17 protein-coding genes are annotated in these 19,472 nt (G+C 66.8%); 10 read left to right on the forward strand and 7 right to left on the reverse strand.

What is annotated here, in order from left to right:
* Positions 1-17: 17 nt before the first annotated feature.
* A complete protein-coding gene (locus tag DIE15_RS30035) occupies positions 18-1,145 on the reverse strand; it encodes a M20 aminoacylase family protein (RefSeq protein ID WP_409364320.1) in 1,128 nt (375 codons plus the stop codon).
* Positions 1,146-1,356: 211 nt separating this feature from the next.
* On the opposite strand from DIE15_RS30035, the gene DIE15_RS30040 reads away from it, so the two are divergent.
* From DIE15_RS30040 to DIE15_RS30050, 3 genes are all read left to right on the forward strand, one after another.
* Positions 1,357-2,319 (forward strand): LysR substrate-binding domain-containing protein, encoded by a 963-nt coding sequence (locus tag DIE15_RS30040; RefSeq protein ID WP_124835051.1) that lies wholly within the window; start codon positions 1,357-1,359, stop codon positions 2,317-2,319.
* Positions 2,320-2,499: 180 nt separating this feature from the next.
* Positions 2,500-2,775 carry a formaldehyde-responsive transcriptional repressor FrmR gene (gene frmR / locus DIE15_RS30045; protein ID WP_059599650.1) on the forward strand — a complete coding sequence of 92 codons (276 nt, stop codon included), beginning with the start codon at positions 2,500-2,502 and terminating at the stop codon, positions 2,773-2,775.
* 55 nt (positions 2,776-2,830) lie between these two features.
* Entirely contained in the window at positions 2,831-3,940 is a 1,110-nt protein-coding gene (locus tag DIE15_RS30050; protein ID WP_057927377.1) for an S-(hydroxymethyl)glutathione dehydrogenase/class III alcohol dehydrogenase, read from the forward strand.
* Between the two features lie 212 nt (positions 3,941-4,152).
* On the opposite strand, the gene DIE15_RS30055 is transcribed toward DIE15_RS30050, so the two are convergent.
* Complete coding sequence (locus DIE15_RS30055; RefSeq protein ID WP_057927378.1) at positions 4,153-5,346, reverse strand: NnrS family protein; 1,194 nt, start codon at positions 5,344-5,346, stop codon at positions 4,153-4,155.
* Positions 5,347-5,520: 174 nt separating this feature from the next.
* On the reverse strand, positions 5,521-6,546 hold the full coding sequence (locus tag DIE15_RS30060) for an AraC family transcriptional regulator (protein ID WP_057927379.1): 1,026 nt from the start codon (positions 6,544-6,546) through the stop codon (positions 5,521-5,523).
* Positions 6,547-6,899: 353 nt separating this feature from the next.
* Here DIE15_RS30060 and DIE15_RS30065 point away from each other — a divergent pair, with 353 nt between their 5' ends.
* The 6 genes from DIE15_RS30065 (at position 6,900) to DIE15_RS30090 (ending at position 13,224) form a co-directional block, all read left to right on the forward strand.
* Positions 6,900-8,129 carry a dienelactone hydrolase family protein gene (locus DIE15_RS30065; protein WP_124835052.1) on the forward strand — a complete coding sequence of 410 codons (1,230 nt, stop codon included), beginning with the start codon at positions 6,900-6,902 and terminating at the stop codon, positions 8,127-8,129.
* A gap of 70 nt (positions 8,130-8,199) precedes the next feature.
* The gene (locus DIE15_RS30070; protein ID WP_057927381.1) at positions 8,200-8,988 is read left to right on the forward strand and encodes an SDR family oxidoreductase; all 789 of its coding nucleotides are present in this window, start codon (positions 8,200-8,202) and stop codon (positions 8,986-8,988) included.
* A 63-nt stretch (positions 8,989-9,051) separates the two neighbouring features.
* Positions 9,052-10,290, forward strand: coding sequence for a styrene monooxygenase/indole monooxygenase family protein (locus tag DIE15_RS30075; RefSeq protein ID WP_124835053.1), 1,239 nt, complete (start codon positions 9,052-9,054; stop codon positions 10,288-10,290).
* A 5-nt stretch (positions 10,291-10,295) separates the two neighbouring features.
* The gene (locus DIE15_RS30080) at positions 10,296-10,823 is read left to right on the forward strand and encodes a flavin reductase family protein (RefSeq protein WP_057927383.1); all 528 of its coding nucleotides are present in this window, start codon (positions 10,296-10,298) and stop codon (positions 10,821-10,823) included.
* 39 nt (positions 10,824-10,862) lie between these two features.
* Entirely contained in the window at positions 10,863-11,819 is a 957-nt protein-coding gene (locus tag DIE15_RS30085; RefSeq protein ID WP_057927436.1) for a transporter, read from the forward strand.
* Positions 11,820-11,961: 142 nt separating this feature from the next.
* Positions 11,962-13,224 carry a serine hydrolase gene (locus tag DIE15_RS30090; protein ID WP_124835054.1) on the forward strand — a complete coding sequence of 421 codons (1,263 nt, stop codon included), beginning with the start codon at positions 11,962-11,964 and terminating at the stop codon, positions 13,222-13,224.
* A 25-nt stretch (positions 13,225-13,249) separates the two neighbouring features.
* Here the strand turns inward: DIE15_RS30090 and DIE15_RS30095 are convergent, their stop codons facing one another.
* The 3 genes from DIE15_RS30095 to DIE15_RS30105 are packed head-to-tail and all read right to left on the reverse strand — an operon-like array spanning position 13,250 to position 17,474.
* The gene (locus DIE15_RS30095; protein WP_057927385.1) at positions 13,250-14,233 is read right to left on the reverse strand and encodes a hypothetical protein; all 984 of its coding nucleotides are present in this window, start codon (positions 14,231-14,233) and stop codon (positions 13,250-13,252) included.
* A complete protein-coding gene (locus tag DIE15_RS30100; RefSeq protein ID WP_057927386.1) occupies positions 14,230-14,748 on the reverse strand; it encodes a (2Fe-2S)-binding protein in 519 nt (172 codons plus the stop codon). The genes DIE15_RS30095 and DIE15_RS30100 overlap by 4 nt, the downstream gene beginning before the upstream one ends.
* Positions 14,745-17,474, reverse strand: a complete 2,730-nt coding sequence (locus DIE15_RS30105) for a xanthine dehydrogenase family protein molybdopterin-binding subunit (protein WP_124835055.1) — start codon at positions 17,472-17,474, stop codon at positions 14,745-14,747. The genes DIE15_RS30100 and DIE15_RS30105 overlap by 4 nt, the downstream gene beginning before the upstream one ends.
* On the opposite strand from DIE15_RS30105, the gene DIE15_RS30110 reads away from it, so the two are divergent.
* A complete protein-coding gene (locus tag DIE15_RS30110; RefSeq protein WP_124835056.1) occupies positions 17,467-17,751 on the forward strand; it encodes a hypothetical protein in 285 nt (94 codons plus the stop codon). The genes DIE15_RS30105 and DIE15_RS30110 overlap by 8 nt on opposite strands.
* Positions 17,752-18,464: 713 nt before the next feature.
* Here DIE15_RS30110 and DIE15_RS30115 read toward each other — a convergent pair.
* On the reverse strand, positions 18,465-19,439 hold the full coding sequence (locus tag DIE15_RS30115; protein ID WP_124835057.1) for a type II secretion system F family protein: 975 nt from the start codon (positions 19,437-19,439) through the stop codon (positions 18,465-18,467).
* Positions 19,440-19,472: the final 33 nt, after the last annotated feature.

Below are 19,472 nucleotides of genomic sequence, written 5' to 3' on the forward strand. Positions count from 1 at the left end.
GAATGCGTTTGCCCGGCTTACGCGAGATAGCGCTCCGCGAGCGCGATCCAGTAGCTCGCGCCCGTCGCGAGGCACGCGTCGTTGAAGTCGTAGCCGGGGCTGTGCAGCCCGCAGCCCGCGGCACCGTTGCCGTCGCCGTTGCCGATCGACAGGTAGCTGCCCGGGCAAGCGTCGAGCATGAACGCGAAATCCTCGCTCGCCGCGATCGGCCGCAAATGCGGAATCAGCGCGTCATCGCCGCCCCATGCGCGCGCCACGTCACGGGCAAACGCCGTTTCCGCCGCGTGATTGACGAGCACCGGATAACCATAGCGATAGTCGATCTCGGCCGTCGCGCCGTAGCTGTCGGCCTGGCCGTGCACGATCGCGCGGATGCGCCGTTCGAGCAGCGCGCGCACGTCCGGCGACAGCGCACGCACGCTCAGTTCGAGATCCGCATGGGGCGGAATCACGTTCGATGCGGTGCCGGCGTGGATCGAGCCGGTCGTGACGATCGCCAGTTCCTGCGGATTCACGTTGCGCGACACGACCGTCTGCAGCGCCATCACGATCGACGCGCACACGACCACCGGATCGATCGTCGTGTGCGGCGCCGCACCATGGCCGCCGCGCCCGGTCACGCGCACGCGCACCTCGTCGGCCGACGCCATCGCCGGGCCGTCGCAGAAGCCGAGCACGCCAGCCGGCAGGCCCGGCACGTTATGCATCGCGAACACGGCATCGCACGGGAACTGCGTGAACAGCCCGTCGTCGAGCATCCGCTTCGCGCCGCCGAGCCCTTCCTCGGCCGGCTGGAAAATCAGGTTCAGCGTGCCGCCGAAGCGCCCGCGCTCGGCCAGGCAGCGCGCCGCCGCGAGCAGCATCGCCGTGTGGCCGTCGTGGCCGCACGCGTGCATCACGCCGTCGCGACGGCTCGCATGCGGCAGCCCGGTCGTCTCGCGGATCGGCAGCGCATCCATGTCCGCGCGCAGCCCGAGCCGCTTCCCGGCGCCGCGCGTGAGCGTGCCGACCACGCCGGTGCCGCCGAGGCCGCGCGCGACCCGATAACCCCATGTTGTCAGGTAGTCGGCGACGAGTTCGCTCGTCGCGTGTTCCTCGAAGCCGAGCTCCGGATGCGCGTGCAGCCGGTGGCGCAGCGCGATCATCTCGGCCTCGATGGCCGCCATTTCAGGCGGAATGCATGATCGATCCAACCTCGATACTCCTCGACAGGTGCCCGTTGCCGATCGCCGGAATGGCAGATCGTGGCGAGATCGTAGGCAGCGAAAAAGCCGGCGAACAGCCGCAGTTTCGTTATGATGACAACCATTCGTTGTCATCCATCTCACCCTCGGCACCATCAATACCACCCACACCATGAGCACGATCAAGCTGCATCAGCTGCAGGCGCTCGTCGCGAGCGCGGAGGCCGGGAGCATTCGCGGCGCGGCGCGCACGCTCGGCCTGTCGCAGGCGGCCGTCACGCGCGCGCTGCGCGAGCTGGAGGCCAGCGAGCGCCTGCCGTTGCTGGTGCGCGCGCCGGAAGGCATCGGCTTCACCGAGTACGGGAAGACCTTGCTCACCCACGCGAAGCTCGTTCTGAAACAGCTCGAGCACGCGCAGAGCGATCTCGAACGAATGCGCGGGCGCGTCGAGGGGCGGCTGAGCGTCGGCGTCACGCCGTGGCTGACGATGACATTCCTCGCGGAAACCGTGCTGCAGTTTCGCGAGCGGATGCCCGACGTGCGCCTCGAGCTCTACGAAGCGCTGATGGCCGTCGCGCAACCGCTGCTGCGCGACGGCAGCATGGATTTCGCGCTCGGCCACGTGCAGCCCGGCAGCGGCGCGCAGGAATTCGCATTCGAGCCGCTGCTGCGTTACGGCACGTCGGTGATGGTGCGCGCCGGGCATCCGCGCGAACACGCGAAGTCGGTGCACGACCTGCTCGATTGCGACTGGGTGCTGAATTCGTCCGCCGACGGCCAGGCCGCACTCGTCGACCATCTTTTTACGCGGCACGGCGCGCAGATCGACGAACGGCGCATCGTGCGCGCGCAGTCGGTCGCGATGCTGCAGACGATGCTCGAACAGGCCGGCATGTGCACGTGGTGCCCGACGATCCTCGCGGCGGTGCCGCCGTTTGGCGAGCGGATGCGCGTGCTGTCGCTGAAGGAGACCTTCGAGCCGAGCGAACTCGGCATCGTCACGCGTCGCAGCAGCACGCTGAGCGACGCCGCACGCTGCTTCATCGACTGCCTGCTGCAGACGATCCGGCGGCATGCGCGCTCGGCGCGCAAAGAGGATCTCGCGCTGTTCCGCACGCTTGCGCTGTTGATCTGACGGCAAAGGGCGCCAGCGGAAAGCGCGGTGCCGCGGCCGAAACCACGACGCGTCGTGCCGGCCGACTACCCTTCCCCTTTTCCGGTCGACGCCCACCGGGGCGGCCTCCGGGAATGATCCCGTATACCTCCGTGCTGCAATGTTCTATACTGCCCCCCAGTATCCGGAAACCACGATCCCATGCCGCATTCCCCCGAAGAAAAGAAACGCGTTCTGACCCGCGTGCGCCGCGTGCGCGGGCAACTGAACGCGCTCGAGCAAGCGCTCGAGGAGGGAGCGGACTGTGGTCCGATACTTCAGCAACTGGCTGCCATTCGCGGCGCGATCAACGGCGTGATGGCCGGCGTGCTCGAAAGCCATTTGCGCGAGGAATTCACCCAGCTCGCGGACGCATCGCGCCCCGCTTCCGGGTCGATCGACGATATCGTGACCCTCGTTCGGTCCTACTTGCGCTGACCGATGCGGGATCGTCGACCTACCGATCCATTCGATGATTTTTTAAAGGATTGCCATGAAATCACGTGCCGCAGTTGCGTTCGAGGCGGGTAAGCCGCTGCAGATCGTCGAAATCGACGTCGAACCGCCCCGCAAGGGCGAAGTGCTCATCAAGATCACCCATACCGGCGTGTGTCACACCGATGCCTTCACGCTGTCGGGCGACGATCCGGAAGGCATCTTTCCCGCCGTGCTCGGCCATGAAGGCGCCGGCATCGTGGTGGAAGTCGGCGAAGGCGTGACGAGCGTCAAGCCCGGCGACCACGTCATTCCGCTGTACACCGCCGAATGCGGCGAGTGCCTGTTCTGCAAGAGCGGCAAGACCAATCTGTGCGTATCGGTGCGCGCCACGCAGGGCAAGGGCGTGATGCCCGACGGCACCACGCGTTTCAGCTACAACGGCCAGCCGATCTATCACTACATGGGCTGCTCGACGTTCAGCGAATACACCGTCGTCGCCGAAGTGTCGCTCGCGAAGATCAACCCGCAGGCGAACCCCGAGCAGGTCTGCCTGCTGGGCTGCGGCGTCACGACCGGCCTCGGCGCGGTGAAGAACACGGCCAAGGTGCAGGAAGGCGATACCGTGGCCGTGTTCGGCCTCGGCGGCATCGGTCTCGCGGTGATCCAGGGCGCCAAGCTCGCGAAGGCCGGCCGCATCATCGCGATCGACACCAACCCCGGCAAGTTCGACCTTGCTCGCGTGTTCGGCGCCACCGATTGCGTCAACCCTAAGGATCACGAAAAGCCCATCCAGCAGGTGATCGTCGAAATGACCGGCTGGGGCGTCGATCACAGCTTCGAGTGCATCGGCAACGTCAACGTGATGCGCGCCGCGCTCGAATGCGCACACCGCGGCTGGGGCCAGTCCGTCGTCATCGGCGTCGCGGGCGCCGGCCAGGAAATCTCGACGCGCCCGTTCCAGCTCGTCACCGGTCGCCGCTGGCTGGGCACGGCATTCGGCGGCGTCAAGGGCCGCTCCGAACTGCCGGGCATGGTCGAGGATGCGATGGCCGGCACGATCCAGCTCGCACCGTTCGTCACGCACACGAAGCCGCTCACCGGCATCAACGAAGCGTTCGACCTGATGCACGAAGGCAAGTCCATCCGGACCGTCGTGCATTTCTGAAACACGCGTGAGGAGACCATCGCGGCTGCCGCAACCGGTCTCCTCGCGCGATGCCGCCGGCAAGCCGCGATGCTTGCCGGCGCGACGCATCCCCCCCCTTCCGCAATCGGGCCGGCAACGGTCATCGTCACGCCCTCTCCCGCCCAACGCGCAATGCGGGCCCACCGCTGTGCCACACGCGCTCGCGCCGCCAATCCGGCGACGCGCATGTGTCAATCCTGGCGGCCGTCGGCACGCGGCGACATCAGGAACGGCGCGTAGTGGACCGCGTACGCCGCGAACGCGACGATCCAGCACGCACCCGACACATCGAGCCAGACCGCGTACGGCACGCCGGGCACGAGCGGACCGAACACGCGAACGACGGCCGCGCCGATCACCAGCCAGTAGCACAGCTGCTCCCACGGGCCCGCGACGAGCATGCGCCCTGTGTGGCCGAGCGCCGTGCGCGTGATCATCGCGATGATCGCGCCGCCGATCGCGCCGACGGTCAACGCATGCACGGCGAGCGAGTGCGCGACCACGCCGGCGAACGATAGTGCGAGCAGCACGAAGCCGACCGGAATCCACAGACAGGACACGTGCAGGATCCACACGATTGGCCGCTTGCCAACGCGCCACGAATGCCATCCGGCGACGCGCCATGCATGCAGCACGGCAGTGGCGAGCGCGGCGACGATCAGCAGCGTATCGGGCGCGCCGAGCGCATCCGCGAACAGCGTCAGCGCGACGGCGGGGGCCGCGAGCGCGTCCACGATCCTGAAGCGGCGCATCTTGAACCCGGGAATCGCGTTCATCGTGAACATCGGCACGATGCGGCCGGTGATCACCGCGACGAAGAACACGACGAGCCCCGTCGCCGCGTACGCGGCACGCAGCGCGAGATCGGCCCGGCCCGTCATCACGGCAGCATGGAACAGCGCGTTCAACGCGCCGAACAGCAACAGTGCGACCGGCAGGAACACGTTGTGCCGGTTCTTCGCCGAAATCAGCACGCGCAACAGCACGACGGCCGTCACCGGCAGGAACAGCGAATCGACGACGGCCGCAAGCGTCGCCGGCCCCGACCAGACGAGCACGCGCCCCGCCAGCCAGAGCAGCCACAGCGCGGCGAGCGCGGGGCCGCGCAGCGTTTCGCGCGACGTCCAAGCCCGTGTGGCGGTCAGCAGGAAGCCGACGACGATCGCGGCGACGAAGCCGAAGATCATCTCGTGCACGTGCCACATGAGACCGGTCATCGCGCCCGCGCGCCCGGCGGCGGGCACGCCGTGCCAGGCCGCGAGCCACACCGCGACGGCAAGGCTCGCGAACAGCGCGCCGGTCAGATAGAAGGGCCGCAGGCCGAGCTGCAGCAACGGCAGCGTATCGGGTGCCGACGGGGCTCGCATCGGTTCGCTGATTTTCATGTGCGTCTCCGGCAATCGAGGATGACGTCATTCATCCTAGACCCGTGACGCCCGAAACGGGGGCGTGCCCCTACGCGGCGCGGTGGCATCGTCCGCGTTCATGACATGCGTCAAGCTCGCGCTTCACGCATGTGCCAGACTTTCAAGCGCGCGCCTGCGTCGCCGGTGCAACCGTCAGCACCGCACGCGTCGCATCCGCAGCGTGGCCGACGGCGATTCCCCGAACGCGCGCTTGTAGTCGATCGCGAACCGCCCGAGGTGCGCGAAGCCCCATTTCAGCGCGATGTCCGTCACCGACGCGAGCCCCGGTGACGCATCGTCGAGCAGTTCGTCGCGCACATGTTGCAGCCGCAACTGGCGCACGAATGCCATCGGCGTGATGCCATGCCGATTGCGGAATCCGGCGAACAGCGTGCTCGGGCTGACGCCCGCGAGTTCGGCGAGCCGTTCGATCGTCAGCGGCTCGTCGACATGCGCGCGGATGTAGTCCTCGACGCGCCGCACATAGAACGGCGCGAGCGGCGCCGGCGCGGGCCGTGTGCCGTTGCGTGCGCTGTTCGGGTGGCCGTACAGCAACAGATTGAGCAACGTCGATTCGAGCTGCTCGAACGCGAGCGGATGGCGCAGCGGATGCCCGTCCGTCGCGATCGCGTCGGCAAGCAGCGGCAGCATTTGCGCGAGACACGCGCCCTGCTGCGACGACAGGCTGAATTCCGGCTCGAATTCCACCGACACACGCCGGTCGTCGCCGAAATGCCGCTGCGCATGCCGCTCCATCACCTCGCGCTCGATGCGCAGGATCGCCTGCGGGCATGCCTCGCCCCACCGCATCCTCAACGGCAGCGTCGGTGACAGCAGCGACGCGGTATCGGGCGACGACACGAAGCGCGTCGCACCGCATTCGATCTCGGCGTCGCCGCGCAGCGGAATCTGCAGCAGAAAGAAATGTTCGAGCGGCCCCGGTTCGATCGACACCTCGCCGCCATAATCGAGCAGATTCAGTGACAGGTTGCCCCAGCGCGCATGGTGCATGCGGCTTTGCAGCGCGTGTGAATTGCCCGTCAGCGTCAGGCGATGCGGCTTGAACACATCCGCCACGCGCGCGCGCACCTCATCGAGATCGTTCGACTGCAGCAGCAGCGTGTCGTGATTGAAACAGGCGGCGTCGCCCAGCCAGCCCGTTCCGGAAATTTGCCCCATCGAAGTTCTCCCGTCGTGCTCGATCGCACTTGCGCGGTGCACGCATTCCCGATCCCGGGAATCCCGTCGCACGATCCGGATAGTGTCCGGAGTATCCGGACAGTCCGCGTCGTTACACTACGCAAGCCCTGCGCACATGACGCAAGAAGCGGACCGTTCGCGCATCGTAGAAAACTGTGAGGGACTTCCGCATCCGCACATACCCGCAGTGCGCCGCGTTCCGGCCCCGGCGCGGCGGGCCGATCCTCAGGTTTCCGGAATTCGCGGATACCGGCCGAAGAAAGCGGATAGAAGCGCGCGTTTCGTCCGCCAATACTGGGCCCATGCAAGCCACGAACAGAATGGAGGGACACATGAAAGGACGACACATCGAGATCCCGTCGCCGGATGGCGGGGCGTTTCGCGCGTACCTGAGCACGCCGGCCGGCGGCACAGGGCCGGGCATCGTGCTGTGTCACGAGATCTTCGGCGCGAACGCGACGATGCGCGACGTGGCCGATTATTACGCCGAGGAAGGCTACACGGTGCTCGTGCCCGACCTGTTCTGGCGCCAGGCGCCCGGCATCGAACTCGGGTACACCGCGGCCGACTTCGAGCGCGCGATGGCGCTGTACCGCGAGTACGACGAAAACAAGGGCGTCGAGGACGTCGCCGCCGCACTGGCCGTGCTGACGCAACGGCCGGAATGCACCGGCAAGGCCGGCGTGCTCGGCTACTGCCTCGGCGGCAAGCTCGCGTATCTCGCCGCGTGCCGGCTGCCGGACGTGGCCGCCGCCGTCAGCTATTACGGCGTGGGGATCGAGCACGCGCTCGACGAGGCCGCTCACCTGCGCGGCCGGCTCGTGCTGCAGATCCCCGCGCAGGACCGCTTCTGCCCGCCCGACGCGCAGCAGCGCATCACCGCTGCGCTGGCCGGGCGCGACGGCGTCGAAGTGTACGTATACCCAGGCGTCGATCATGCCTTCGCGCGCATCGGTGGCGATCATTTCGACAAGGCGGCCGCGATCATGGCGCACCAGCGCGCGATCGCCGCGTTCCGCGCGGCGCTCGGCCCGCACTACGACCTGTCCACACTGTGGGAAGAGCATCTCCGGCACGAATTCGACACGCGCAACGTCGACGCGACGATGGACACGATGGTCGCGCAACCTTACGTGAACCATATTCCGACGCTGACGGGCGGCGTGGGCTACGACGAGCTCAAGCGCTTCTACACGCATCACTTCGTGCATGCGAACCCGCCCGACACGACGATCACGCCGATCTCGCGCACGATCGGCGCGAGCCAGATCGTCGACGAACTGCTGTTCTGCTTCACGCACACGACCGAGATCGACTGGATGCTGCCCGGCGTCGCGCCGACCGGCAAGCGCGTCGAGATCCCGCTCGTCGCGATCGTCAAGTTCCGCGGCGACAAGCTGTATCACGAACACATCTACTGGGATCAGGCGAGCGTGCTCGTGCAGATCGGCCTGCTCGACGCGACCGGGCTGCCCGTCGCCGGTGTCGAAACCGCGCGCAAGCTGCTCGACGAAACCGTGCCGTCGAACGGGCTGATGCAGCGCTGGCACGACAGCGCGTGATTGCCGGCGGATACGCAGCAGGCGCGCCGAGCGCGCGCCGCCTTCACTCAATCATTCCAGGAGACACCCCATGACTGCCCTTGCTGGCAAAGTCGCGATCGTCACCGGCGGCGCCACGCTGATCGGCGCCGCCGTCGCGCAGGACCTGAGCCGCGCCGGCGCGTGCGTCGCGATCCTCGATCTCGATGCGGAAAACGGCGCGCGCGTCGCCCATACGCTCGGCGAACGCGGGATGTTCATCGCGACCGATATCACCGACGACCGCGCGATCGAACGCGCGGTGTCGGCCGTCGCCGAACGCTTCGGTTCGATCGACCTGCTGATCAACCTGGCGTGCAGCTACGTCGACAACGGCATCCAGGCGTCGCGCCGCGACTGGCTCGCGGCGATGGACGTCAACGTCGTGTCGGCCGCAATGCTGGTCAAGGCCGTTCATCCCTACCTGACGCGGCGTGGCGGCGGCGCGATCGTGAACTTCAGTTCGATCTCCGCGCAGTGTGCGCAGACCGGCCGCTGGCTCTACCCAACCTCGAAGGCCGCGATGCGCCAGCTCACGCGCAGCATGGCGATGGATCTCGCCGCCGACCGGATTCGTGTCAACTCGGTGTCGCCGGGGTGGACGTGGTCGCGCGTGATGGACGAGCTGACGCACGGCGACCGCGCGAAAACCGACCGCGTGGCCGCGCCGTTTCATCTGCTCGGCCGCGTCGGCGATCCGTCGGAAGTCGCGCAGGTCGTCACGTTCCTGTGCAGCGACGCGGCGAGCTTCGTGACGGGCGCCGACTACGCTGTGGACGGCGGCTATTCCGCAATGGGCCCCGAGCAGGCGGTGCCGGCGATTCCGCGTCTGGCGGAATAACCCAAGATCGTTTTCTTCGTCCATATTCCGATCCGAGTAATTCGTTCTACAAAGGATTTCATCATGAAACGCATCGCTATCGTCGGCGCCGGTCAGTCCGGCCTGCAACTCGCCTTCACGCTGCTCGACCAGGGCTATCACGTCACGCTCGCGACCAACCGCGACGCGCAACAGATCCGTGCCGGCAAGGTCATGTCGAGCCAGTGCATGTTCCATACCGCGCTGCAGATAGAGCGCGATCTCGGCCTGAACGACTGGGAAGAAGCGTGCCCGTCCATCGAAGGCATCGGCGTGGCGGTGCCGCATCCCGAGGGCGGCGGCCGCAAAGCGATCGACTGGTCGTCGCGGCTCACCCGCTACGCACAATCGGTCGACCAGCGCGTGAAGATGGCCGACTGGCTCGACGCGATCCGGCGCCGCGGCGCCGACGTGCGTATCTGCGACGTTGGCGTACCCGAACTCGAGGAGCTCGCGCGCAGTCACGACCTCGTGCTGCTCGCGGCCGGCAAGGGCGAAATCGTCAACCTGCTGGGCCGCGACGACGCGCGCAGCACGTTCGAGCGGCCGCAACGCGCGCTTGCCCTCACCTACGTGAAGGGGATGACGCCGAGCCAGCCGTATTCGCGCGTGCGCTTCAACCTGCTGCCCGGCATCGGCGAATACTTCGTGTTTCCCGCGTTGACCACGACCGGCCCGTGCGAAATCATGGTGTTCGAAGGGATCCCCGGCGGCCCGCTCGACTGCTGGGCCGACGTGAAGACCCCCGAGCAGCATCTCGACCGCAGCCTGTCGTTCCTGCAGCAGTACGTGCCGTGGGAATTCGAACGCTGCCGCGATGTCGAGCTCACCGATCCGAACGGCACGCTGTCCGGGCGCTTCACGCCGACCGTGCGCAAGCCGTTCTTCCGCCTGCCGTCGGGCCGCACCGTGTTCGGCATGGCCGATGCGGTGGTCGTCAACGATCCGATCACCGGCCAGGGCTCGAACAATGCGGCGAAATGCGCGAAGGTGTACGGCGACGCGATCCTCGCGCGCGACGCCACGCCGTTCGACGAAGGCTGGATGCACGAAACGTTCGAACGCTACTGGGCCTATGCACAGCACGTCGTGCGCTGGACCAACTCGTTGCTCACCCCGCCACCGCCGCACATTCTCGAGCTGCTCGGCGCCGCCGGCCAGCTGCCGTCGCTCGCCGCAACGATCGTCGACGGTTTCGACGATCCGCGCCAGTTCGCGCCGTGGTGGTTCGACCCGTCGGCCTGCGCGGCACTGATCCGCGAACACGCCGCACGTTCGGAGTAAGCGACATGGACACCACCGCTTCCTGCGCCCCGGGCCTCGACCCGCTGCAACTGCGCGCCGCATTCGGGCAATTCCCGACCGGCGTCACCGTGATCACCACACGCTCGCAGGACGGGCGCAAGGTTGGCCTCACCGCCAATTCGTTCTCGTCGCTGTCGCTCGACCCGCCGCTCGTGCTGTGGAGCCTGCGCAAGGTTGCGCCGAGCCGCCCCGATTTCGTCGCGGCCACGCACTTCGCGATCAACATCCTCGCGCACGACCAGATCGAGCTGTCACGCCGTTTCGCGACGCCAAGCGCCGACAAGTTCGACGGCGTGCCGCACGTGGATGCCGACGCAGGCGGCGTGCCGTGCCTCGACGGTTCGAGCGCGCGTTTCGTGTGCCGCAACGTCGGGCATTACGAAGGCGGCGACCACCTGCTGTTCATCGGTCAGATCGAGGCATTCGACGCGTTCGGGAAGGCGCCGCTCGTGTTCCATGCGGGCCAGTATCGTGCGATCTCGTCCCATCCCGATCTTTCTCGCGCCGTTTGATTAGTTATACAAATAAATATTCAGGAGGTGGTGATGGTGATGAAATGCGGTTCTCGCCTGCTTGCGATCGCGGGCCTCGTGCTCGCCGGCCTGACCGGACACGCGCCGGCTCATGCGACCGACCTGCCGTCGGTCAACCTCGGGATGACCAGCTTCCTCGATGGGATGCCGCCGGCCGGCTCCGGCTGGTACGGTACGCAGTATCTCGAGTACTACACGGCCGGCCGCGTCAACGACAATGCCGGCAACAAGGTCGGTCTGCCGAAGCAGGACATCGACCTGTTCGCCGGGCTGAGCCAGCTCGTCTACCAGTCGCCGCTGACGTTCGGCGGCATGCATCCGGGGCTCGACGTGATCCTGCCGTGGGTGGCGTCCGTGCATACGAACGACGGGATCGGCAACGTCGCGCTGAATTCCCGTGCCGGGTTCGGCGACCTGCTGGTCGGCCCGTTCATCCAGTTCGATCCGGTGATGGGTGCGCAGGGCCCGCGCTTCGCGCAGCGCGTGGAATTCCAGTTCATCGCGCCGACCGGTGCATACGATCCGGCGCGTGCGATCAATCCGGGCAGCCATTTCTGGTCGTTCGATCCGTACTGGGCCGCGACGTTCTGGGTCACGCCGAAGTGGACCGTGTCATGGCGCCTGCACTATCTGTGGAACGCGACCAATCACGAGCCGGCGACCGCGCTCGGGCCCGACGTGAGCTCGACACAGGCCGGTCAGGCCGTTCACGCGAACTTCGCGACCGAGTATGAAGTGCGGCCCGGGCTGCGGCTGGGGCTCAACGGCTACTGGCTGCGCCAGACCACCGACATGAAGGCGAACGGACAGGACGTTTCCGGCACGCGGGAAGCCGTGCTGGCAATCGGGCCGGGCGCGATATACAGCTTCTCGCCGCAGGATCACCTGATGTTCAACGCATACTTCGAGGTCTATGCGCGCAACCGGCCGCAGGGCACGCGGATGGTGCTGCGGTACGTGCATCACTTTCAGTGACGCGCCAACCCGGCCGGCGTTTCCGGCCGGGGCCGCTATCGTATGACGAATGCAACGCGCACCTCCGGCGTGTGGATGCGTGTCCTATAGTTCTGGGGATGGCAAGGAGACCAACGCATCACAACAAGAAAAGGAACACGCTATGGCGACTTCTGCTCCTCACCGGCCGTTCCCGCGCGCCGCCAGGCGGCTGATGCACCACGTGGCGACGATTGCGCCGGCGCTCGCCGTCGGCATCATCGTTTCCGCGTGCGGCGGCGACAGCTCGCTCAACGACGGCGAACCGGCCTACGCAACCCAGGCACGCCCGCAGATCAACGCGTTGCTCGCGGACACGCTGACACCCGGTGCCGTCGTCTACGTGCAATCGCCGCACGGCAACTGGCTCGCATCGTTCGGCACGGCCGTGCGCGGCACGAACACGCCGATCCCGACGAACGCGCACTTCCGCATCGGCAGCGTGACGAAGACGTGGACAGGCACGGTGATCCTGCAACTCGTGCAGGAAGGCAGGCTGCGCCTGACCGATCATGTCAGCCAGTACGTCGCGAACGTGCCGAACGGCGATTCGATCACGATCGAGCAGTTGCTGACCATGCGCAGCGGCCTTTACAACTACTCGACGAACCTCGCGTTCAACCAGACGCTGGACGCGCAGCCGGACAAGGTGTGGACCATCGATGAGCTGCTGGGCATCGCGCGGAGCCAGCCCGTCTATTTCGCGCCGGGCGCGGATTTCCGCTACTCGAACACGAATACGGTGCTGCTCGGCCTGATCATCGAGCAGCTCACCGGCATGAGCGCCGCCGATGCGATCCGGACCCGGCTGTTCGCGCCGCTCGGCCTGACCGAGACCGCCCTGCCGCCGCAGGACCACACGGCGCTGCCCGCGCCGGCGCCGCAGGGCTATCAATGGGGCACCAATGTGGAGACCCTCGACAGCAACACGCTGTCCCCGGCGCGTCAGGCGGCCACCAAAGACGGCACGCTGCAGCCGACCAACGTGACGAGCGTCAATACGTCGTGGGCGTGGACAGCCGGCTCCGGCATCTCGACCGCGACCGAACTGGGCGCGTACGTGCAGCGGATGGTCAGCGGCGGCTACCTGAACGCCGACCTGCAGGCGCAACGGCTCGCGAGCTGCACGCCGACCGATCCGTCGAATCCGGCATCGGCCAGCTACTGCATGGGACTCGCGAAATTCGGTACGTTCTACGGGCACACCGGTGAAATACCGGGCTTCAATACGTTCGCGGGCTACGATCCGGCCACGAAGACGACGATCGTCACGTGGGCGAACACGGCGGCCGGCCCCGACGGACGCGCACCGGCCAACGAGATCGCGCGAATCATCATGGCCGAGCTCAGCAAGGCATCGGACGTGCCGAGCGAGGGCCGGCCGTGACACGCCGGCACGGCGCGCGCGCGGCTTATTTCGCCGCCTGCGCCGCCGGCGTGAAGCTGCACTTCGGATCGTTCTTGCCGCGCGCCGAACAGCATTCGAGCAGGTCGCTCACCGACTTCGCGTTCGCCGCATTCCATTCATAGAGGCTCTTGTTGTTGTCGATCGGCATCCAGTGCGTCAGCGGGTAGCGGCTCGCACGCGCATTGCTGCCCTTCGGCGGCGGCAGCAGCCCGGCAGCGAGCGGCACATAGATCTTGCAGCTGTTCTGGTCGCCGATCCGGTGACAGCCGATGCAGGTGTTGCCGGGCGTGCTGATCGCATGCGATGTCCACGACGCGAAGTCGGCGCCGAGATTCACATACTTGCCCCACGGATCGGTCGGCACCTTGTTCCACACCTGCCCGATCCACGGGCTGTACATGACCGGGCTCGCGTCATGACACGATACGCAGCGCTTCGTCGCGGTCGCGGCCGGCTTCCACCAGAACTCGGCCGCGGACGGATGGCCGGGCGGCGGCGTCGTCTCGTTCGGCGGCGGCACCCGCGCAGCGTTCATGCCGGCCGTTCCCCCCTTCTCCGCATGAAACCAGCAGGTCTTGCCGTTGCCGACATGGTGCAGCACGATGTCGACTTCGTCGTAATACGGGCTGCGGTTCGCACGGATCTGCTTGCGGCGGCAAAACGCCGAGATCTGCGTGTCGCCGTGGGACAGGTCGAGGATCTTCGAATAAGGCGTGCACTGCCCGGACGTCGGCGCGTCATACGGCAGGAGCGCCGGGCGATCGCACGTCATGTGCGCCGTATAGCGTGCCGGCACCCGGCCGTTGACGGTGATCGGCACATCGGTGCCGGCGTTGCAGTCGAACGCGGGAATCTCGCCGATTTCATCGGTGCACTGCTGCGCATACTCATGCAGCGAAGCATCGCCGCTTCCCGCCGCGAGCGCGACCGGCGCAACCTGCACGGCCAGCAGCGTCGCCAGCGCGGCGACGCAGGTTCTCGTCGTCATGCCGCCCCCTTCGTGTAGCGCAGCGCCACCTTGCGAATGGCCTCGATGTACTTGACGTAGCCGGTGCAACGGCAGATGTTGCCGCCGACCCAGGTTTCGATCATCGCGTCCAGATCGCGCTCGTGCACCGGCTGCGCGCGCAGATGGTCGAGCATCGCGGTCGCGGCCATCAGGAAGCCCGACGTGCAGTAGCCGCACTGGAACGCGAACGACTCGAGAAAGCTCTGCTGCAGCGGCGACAGCGCATCGCCCTGCGCGAGCCCTTCGATCGTGTACACGTGCATGTCCGCCATCGCACTGACCGGCGTCGAGCACGACAGCGTCTTTTCCATCGGCGCATCGGGCGCGTTGCGCACGCCGACCGTGCACGCGCGGCACACGCCGATGCCGCAGCACAGCTTCGTGCCCGTCAGGTCCCGTCGCTCGTGCAGGAAGTCGATGAGGTTCATGTCGCCGTCGGCGGCGGCTGCTTCGACGGGCTTGCCGTTGATGGTCATCCGGACCGGATTGCTCATTGCAGTGCCTCCCGAATCTTCTCCGGCGTCACCGGCGTCACCCGGAACCGCCGCCCCGTCGCCATCGCGAGCGCATTGAGCAGCGCCGGCGCGATCGGGCACATCACCGCTTCCGCGATGCCGCGTGCATTCGCCGGATCGCCGGCCGGCGGCGGCAAAGCGATCAGCTCCTGCACGGGGATATCCGGCAGCCGCGTGACCTCGTAGCGATCGAGATTCCATCGACCGCCGCCCGGCCCGTCCGGCCCCAGCGGACAGGTTTCGGTCAGCACGTTGCCGATCCCCATCGCGACCGCGCCCTGCGACTGCCCTTCGACGAGTTCCGGCGACAACTGCCGGCCGACGCTCACGGCCGTCACCACGCGTTCGACCTTCACGCGCCCGGTTGCCGGATCGACAGCCACCGCGACGAGCGTCGCCGACGGCGCATAGGTCGTGCGCCCGTAGAGCGTCGTGTTGACCGGTGGCGGCTGCAGCACGCGCTGCAGCGACGCCAGGCGATACGGGTCGAGGCCGACCGCCACGTAGTCGTAGTCGATCTGCGCACTGCCGGACGCGAACGGATAAGTGCCCTTCCAGAAGTACCCGGCATAGCTCGCATGCACAGCCGCCACGGTCTGCAGGCCCAGCTTCCTGATCGTGCCGAGCAGCGCCGGCCATGAAATCGGGGCGAGGCCGTTCGCGACGAGCGCACGATCGACCCAGCGTACGTCCTCGGCCCGTACCGGCACGCCCCACCACGCACGCGCAGCCGGCAGCACGCTTTGCAGAAACAGCGCCTGCGCGGCGCCCTTCACCGCGTGGTACTGATGGAATGCGCCGAGGCACGCGCTCGACGAACCATAGTTGTAGCGCACCCACTTCGGATCGCTCGACGGGCCCTTCGTGGTGAGCCCGAGCGCGTTGAACGGCGCGATCTCGCTCATCGCAATCGTTTGCGCGTTTTGCCCGAGAAATTCAGCCGGTGCGAGACCCAGCGTCGTGGCCGCGCCGTTGCCCATGTCGGTATATGGCGTGACCACGCGCAGGCTGCTGTCGGGCAGGATCTGCACCATCCCGAACATCCCGTCGCCGGACGTGCCGTACGCCTCGTTCGCCATCGCGAGACCGACGCCGTAGCGGAGGCTGCGTGCGTTGCGCTCGACACGCGCCTGCTCGCGCTCGAGCCATAGCGGATGACGCTCGAGCCGGTCGAGCAGCGCGTCGAGCTGCAGGTCGAACAGGATCGGTGCCCCCGTGATCGCGCGCCCCTTGCCGAGACCCGGCGCCTTGCCGAGCAGATTGGCGCGCCGGATCTCGAACGGCGACAGCCCGAGCCGGCGCGCGGCTTCGTCCATCAGCGTCTCGATCGCCATGAACGCCTGCGGTCCGCCGAAGCCGCGCTGCGACCCGCCGAAGACTTCCCGCGTGTAGGTCGATGCGGCCTGCGCGCGTGCGCGCGGGATCTCGTAGCAGCTCATCGCGCTCAACGCGGCAAGCTGCGCCACGTACGGCGACAGGTTCTTCTTCCCGCCGCCGTTCATCAGGAAATCGCAGGTGATCGCTTCGAGCTTGCCGCGACGGTCGAACCACAGCGATTCGGAAAACTGCGTCTCGCAGCGTTTCAGGCCGACCTGGAATTGTTCGTAGCGCGATTGCTGCCAGCGCAGCGCGCCCTTCGCGAACGGGGCAGCAAGCGCCAGATACAGCGGGAAATAGGACTTGTCGCGTCCGCCGAAGCCACCGCCCGGGTAGCACGCGATGACATGCGCCTCCTTGACCGAGATGTCGCTGCCGTCGAACAGCGCGCACGCGCCCGTTGCATCGTCGTTCGCCGACTGCGTGCCGAGAACGAGGCTGATTTTCGCGGCCGACGCGTCGTACCACGCGAGTCCCGACTCGGGCTCCATGAACATCGGGTCCATCGCCGGCGTCTCGAATCCGCCGTCGCCGGTGGCCCGAACGCCGATCCACGTGCCGGCGGCTGCATTGCGGGCGACCGTCGCGTCGATGTTGGCGACCGCCGCCTCGCGTTCCGCCAGGTACTTCGCGGTCGGCTTGCCGTTGCTGTCGGTCTGGTAGTTGTCGACGTAACTGAAATGTTGTTCGTCGTCGCGCACGTAGATGGTCACGGGCGAATACGGGACGACCGGTGCGGCCGGCCCCGGGCCGACCGGCGCGCCGTAGCGGATCGCGCCGCGATTGAAGTCGAGCAGCTTCTTCGCGCGACGATAGACGTCGAAGTTCGCGAAGATCAGCAGCGCGGCCGGTTGTCCGTAGCAGTCCGCCGGATGGCCGGCCCGCGCGAGCCAGTAGATGTCCTGGTTCGCGATCGGATCGGGTTCCGGTGCAAGCGGAATCCGGCGCGCGCTCAGCAATGCGTTGTCGACGACGGCGATCGGTCGCAGCTCGGGCGGCAGCACGCCGAGGTCGTAGCCCTGGTACACGGCGTCGACCCGGTCGCAGCGCAGCGCATAGAGCCAGTTTTCCTGCTGCGGCCAGCCGACGAAGTCGCGGGACTTGAAGTCGCGCGCGTAGATCTTCTGGCCCGTCACCTTCGGCATGCCGTCGATGCGCCAGCGCGCCTTGCCGGGCACGGGTGCCCAGTTCGGGCCGTTCGCGTCGGCCTGCGTCTCGCCCGCGGCGAGTACGACGGCCGGCAAATGGGTGACCGACACGGCGACGACGGCGCCGCTGCCGGCGAGCTTCAGAAACGTCCGGCGTGTCACAGGCACATGGATGGCCATGCTGCGTCCCTCGTTCGAATTGTTATGTCGGTCCGTCGACTGCGCGACGCGCGTCGCCACGCCGGCCGCGTGCGGGCCGATGCGCGGGGGCGCCGATGCGCAGGATATCGGTGAGCAGGAGGTGTTCCGGGCGCGGTCGGCCGCACCGGCTGTCAGGAATCGGGGGGTAAAGGACGCGCAATGCCGCGCGGCGGATGCGCAGGACCGTGCCGGACGGCCGAACGCCTGCTCGACGAAGCATCAAGCCGCCTGCACATCGCTGCTTGCTCGTTCATGATTCCCCCGGCCTTGATCGTGCATGACTGGCCTGTTTTCCGTGTCGTCGGGCAGTCGCTTGATTTTCAATGCTTCTTTGGATATTTCCGAGAGGCCGAATGCGCGTCCCGTTCCCGTCGTGATTCAGCACTGATTTTGAATAATGCTAGAAATTCGAATCGGGGATTTCAAGGGAATTTTCGGCTGCATGGCGCCTGCCGGCGCATGCGGACAGGGACAGACGGGCTACCGTTCGCCGGCCGGGAGGCCTGCCTCTGACCGGCTACTTCGATGCCGGCAGGGGCACGCCCCTGTCATTACAATTCACTTTCGCGAAAGGAGACGTTCCGACAAACGTGATTTTCCCGTGAGTGGGGAAAGAAGAGCCGGGTGGGTAATTCCGATCGATACTTCGATAAACAATCGCGCACATTATTGATTCGGATTAGTTCAGTTGTGCGGATCGATCCAGTCGGATTGCTTTTTCGATTCGGCCGGCGCGCTGCCGCGACTGTGTTCGGGTTAGTCGTAGGGGGCCACCCGCGCGGGCAGTGGACTACGGCTGCATCCAGGGTCGACCATGGGTCCGGGTTGCGTCGACGTCGCTATGATCAACCTCTCTCGCGACGCCGCCCGGGGGAGAAGGAGCCTCCCATGAAGACGGTGGCCGTGCCGGCTGACCTGTGATGTGGGGCCGGCACGCAATCCGTTTTGCGCAGCGCTCCGCGCAACTATTCAGTGCCCAACGTGGACGAAGGTCGGCAGCAGCACGCGGTACACGTGAATCATCGCCGGCCCAAGCAACACGCACATCAGCGCCGGGAAGATGCAGAAGATCAGCGGGAACAGCAGCTTCAGCGCAATCTTCGCGGCCCGCTCCTCGGCCCGCATCCGGCGCCGCGTGCGCAGCATGTCCGACAGCACGCGCAGCGATTCGGCGATGCTCGTGCCGAAGCGATCTGCCTGGATCAGCATTGCGCAGAACGATTCGATGTCCTCGACGCCGGTTCGCAGCGCGAGATTGCGCAACGCGGTTTCCTTCGTGAAGCCGGAGCGCATCTCGAGTAGTAGCAGCGCGAACTCGTTTGCGACCACTTCGCTGCGAAAGCGCAGCTCCTCGCTCACTTTCATCAATGCCGCATCGAGCCCGAGCCCCGCTTCGACGCACACCGTCAGCAGATCGAGCGCGTCCGGAAAGTCCTCGAAGATCGCCTGATGACGCGCCGCGATCCGCCGCGAGAGCAGCACGTTAGGCACGTAGTAGCCGATCCCGGCCAGCGCGACGAGGATGAACGAGAGCAGCATGCGCTGCTCCGCGAGCCGCGTGGAGATCAGCGACAGCAACGCAACACACGGCAGCGCGAGCGCCAGCAGTGTCTTCGCGGTGAAGTACAGCGCCGCCGCGTTCGAATCGCGCCATCCGGCATTCATCAGCCGCACGCGCAGCGGCGAATTCTCCCATCCGTCCTGCGGGACCGACAGCTTTGAGATCGGCTTCGACAGCTCGACGAGCTTCTCGACCCAGCGCGGAGCCGAATCGCCGCCGTCGGCCGCGCCCATGCCGCCCACCACGCCTGTCCCGCCCGCCTGCTGGATCCGGCGCTGCATGTCGCGCGGTGCGAACAACAGCATCGCGACGAGCACGCCACCGGCCACGAAGATGAACAATCCGGCCAGCATCACGGCATGTACTACGCTCAGGTTTTGCATGACAACCTCGATACGGTTCGTGAAGCCTGTGAC

The sequence above is a fragment of the Burkholderia sp. Bp9031 genome, from assembly GCF_003857965.1.
Lineage (GTDB): Bacteria > Pseudomonadota > Gammaproteobacteria > Burkholderiales > Burkholderiaceae > Burkholderia > Burkholderia ambifaria_A.

What these genes read in the sequence shown, in the direction of transcription:
- DIE15_RS30100 (WP_057927386.1), bottom strand. Translation starts at nt 14,748, where the DNA reads ATGAGCAATCCGGTCCGGATGACCATCAACGGCAAGCCCGTCGAAGCA.
- DIE15_RS30090 (WP_124835054.1), top strand. Translation starts at nt 11,962, where the DNA reads ATGGCGACTTCTGCTCCTCACCGGCCGTTCCCGCGCGCCGCCAGGCGG.
- frmR (WP_059599650.1), top strand. Translation starts at nt 2,500, where the DNA reads ATGCCGCATTCCCCCGAAGAAAAGAAACGCGTTCTGACCCGCGTGCGC.
- DIE15_RS30075 (WP_124835053.1), top strand. Translation starts at nt 9,052, where the DNA reads ATGAAACGCATCGCTATCGTCGGCGCCGGTCAGTCCGGCCTGCAACTC.
- DIE15_RS30060 (WP_057927379.1), bottom strand. Translation starts at nt 6,546, where the DNA reads ATGGGGCAAATTTCCGGAACGGGCTGGCTGGGCGACGCCGCCTGTTTC.
- DIE15_RS30035 (WP_409364320.1), bottom strand. Translation starts at nt 1,145, where the DNA reads ATGATCGCGCTGCGCCACCGGCTGCACGCGCATCCGGAGCTCGGCTTC.
- DIE15_RS30040 (WP_124835051.1), top strand. Translation starts at nt 1,357, where the DNA reads ATGAGCACGATCAAGCTGCATCAGCTGCAGGCGCTCGTCGCGAGCGCG.
- DIE15_RS30115 (WP_124835057.1), bottom strand. Translation starts at nt 19,439, where the DNA reads ATGCAAAACCTGAGCGTAGTACATGCCGTGATGCTGGCCGGATTGTTC.
- DIE15_RS30085 (WP_057927436.1), top strand. Translation starts at nt 10,863, where the DNA reads ATGAAATGCGGTTCTCGCCTGCTTGCGATCGCGGGCCTCGTGCTCGCC.
- DIE15_RS30065 (WP_124835052.1), top strand. Translation starts at nt 6,900, where the DNA reads ATGAAAGGACGACACATCGAGATCCCGTCGCCGGATGGCGGGGCGTTT.
- DIE15_RS30070 (WP_057927381.1), top strand. Translation starts at nt 8,200, where the DNA reads ATGACTGCCCTTGCTGGCAAAGTCGCGATCGTCACCGGCGGCGCCACG.
- DIE15_RS30050 (WP_057927377.1), top strand. Translation starts at nt 2,831, where the DNA reads ATGAAATCACGTGCCGCAGTTGCGTTCGAGGCGGGTAAGCCGCTGCAG.
- DIE15_RS30110 (WP_124835056.1), top strand. Translation starts at nt 17,467, where the DNA reads ATGGCCATGCTGCGTCCCTCGTTCGAATTGTTATGTCGGTCCGTCGAC.
- DIE15_RS30095 (WP_057927385.1), bottom strand. Translation starts at nt 14,233, where the DNA reads ATGACGACGAGAACCTGCGTCGCCGCGCTGGCGACGCTGCTGGCCGTG.
- DIE15_RS30105 (WP_124835055.1), bottom strand. Translation starts at nt 17,474, where the DNA reads ATGGCCATCCATGTGCCTGTGACACGCCGGACGTTTCTGAAGCTCGCC.
- DIE15_RS30055 (WP_057927378.1), bottom strand. Translation starts at nt 5,346, where the DNA reads ATGAAAATCAGCGAACCGATGCGAGCCCCGTCGGCACCCGATACGCTG.
- DIE15_RS30080 (WP_057927383.1), top strand. Translation starts at nt 10,296, where the DNA reads ATGGACACCACCGCTTCCTGCGCCCCGGGCCTCGACCCGCTGCAACTG.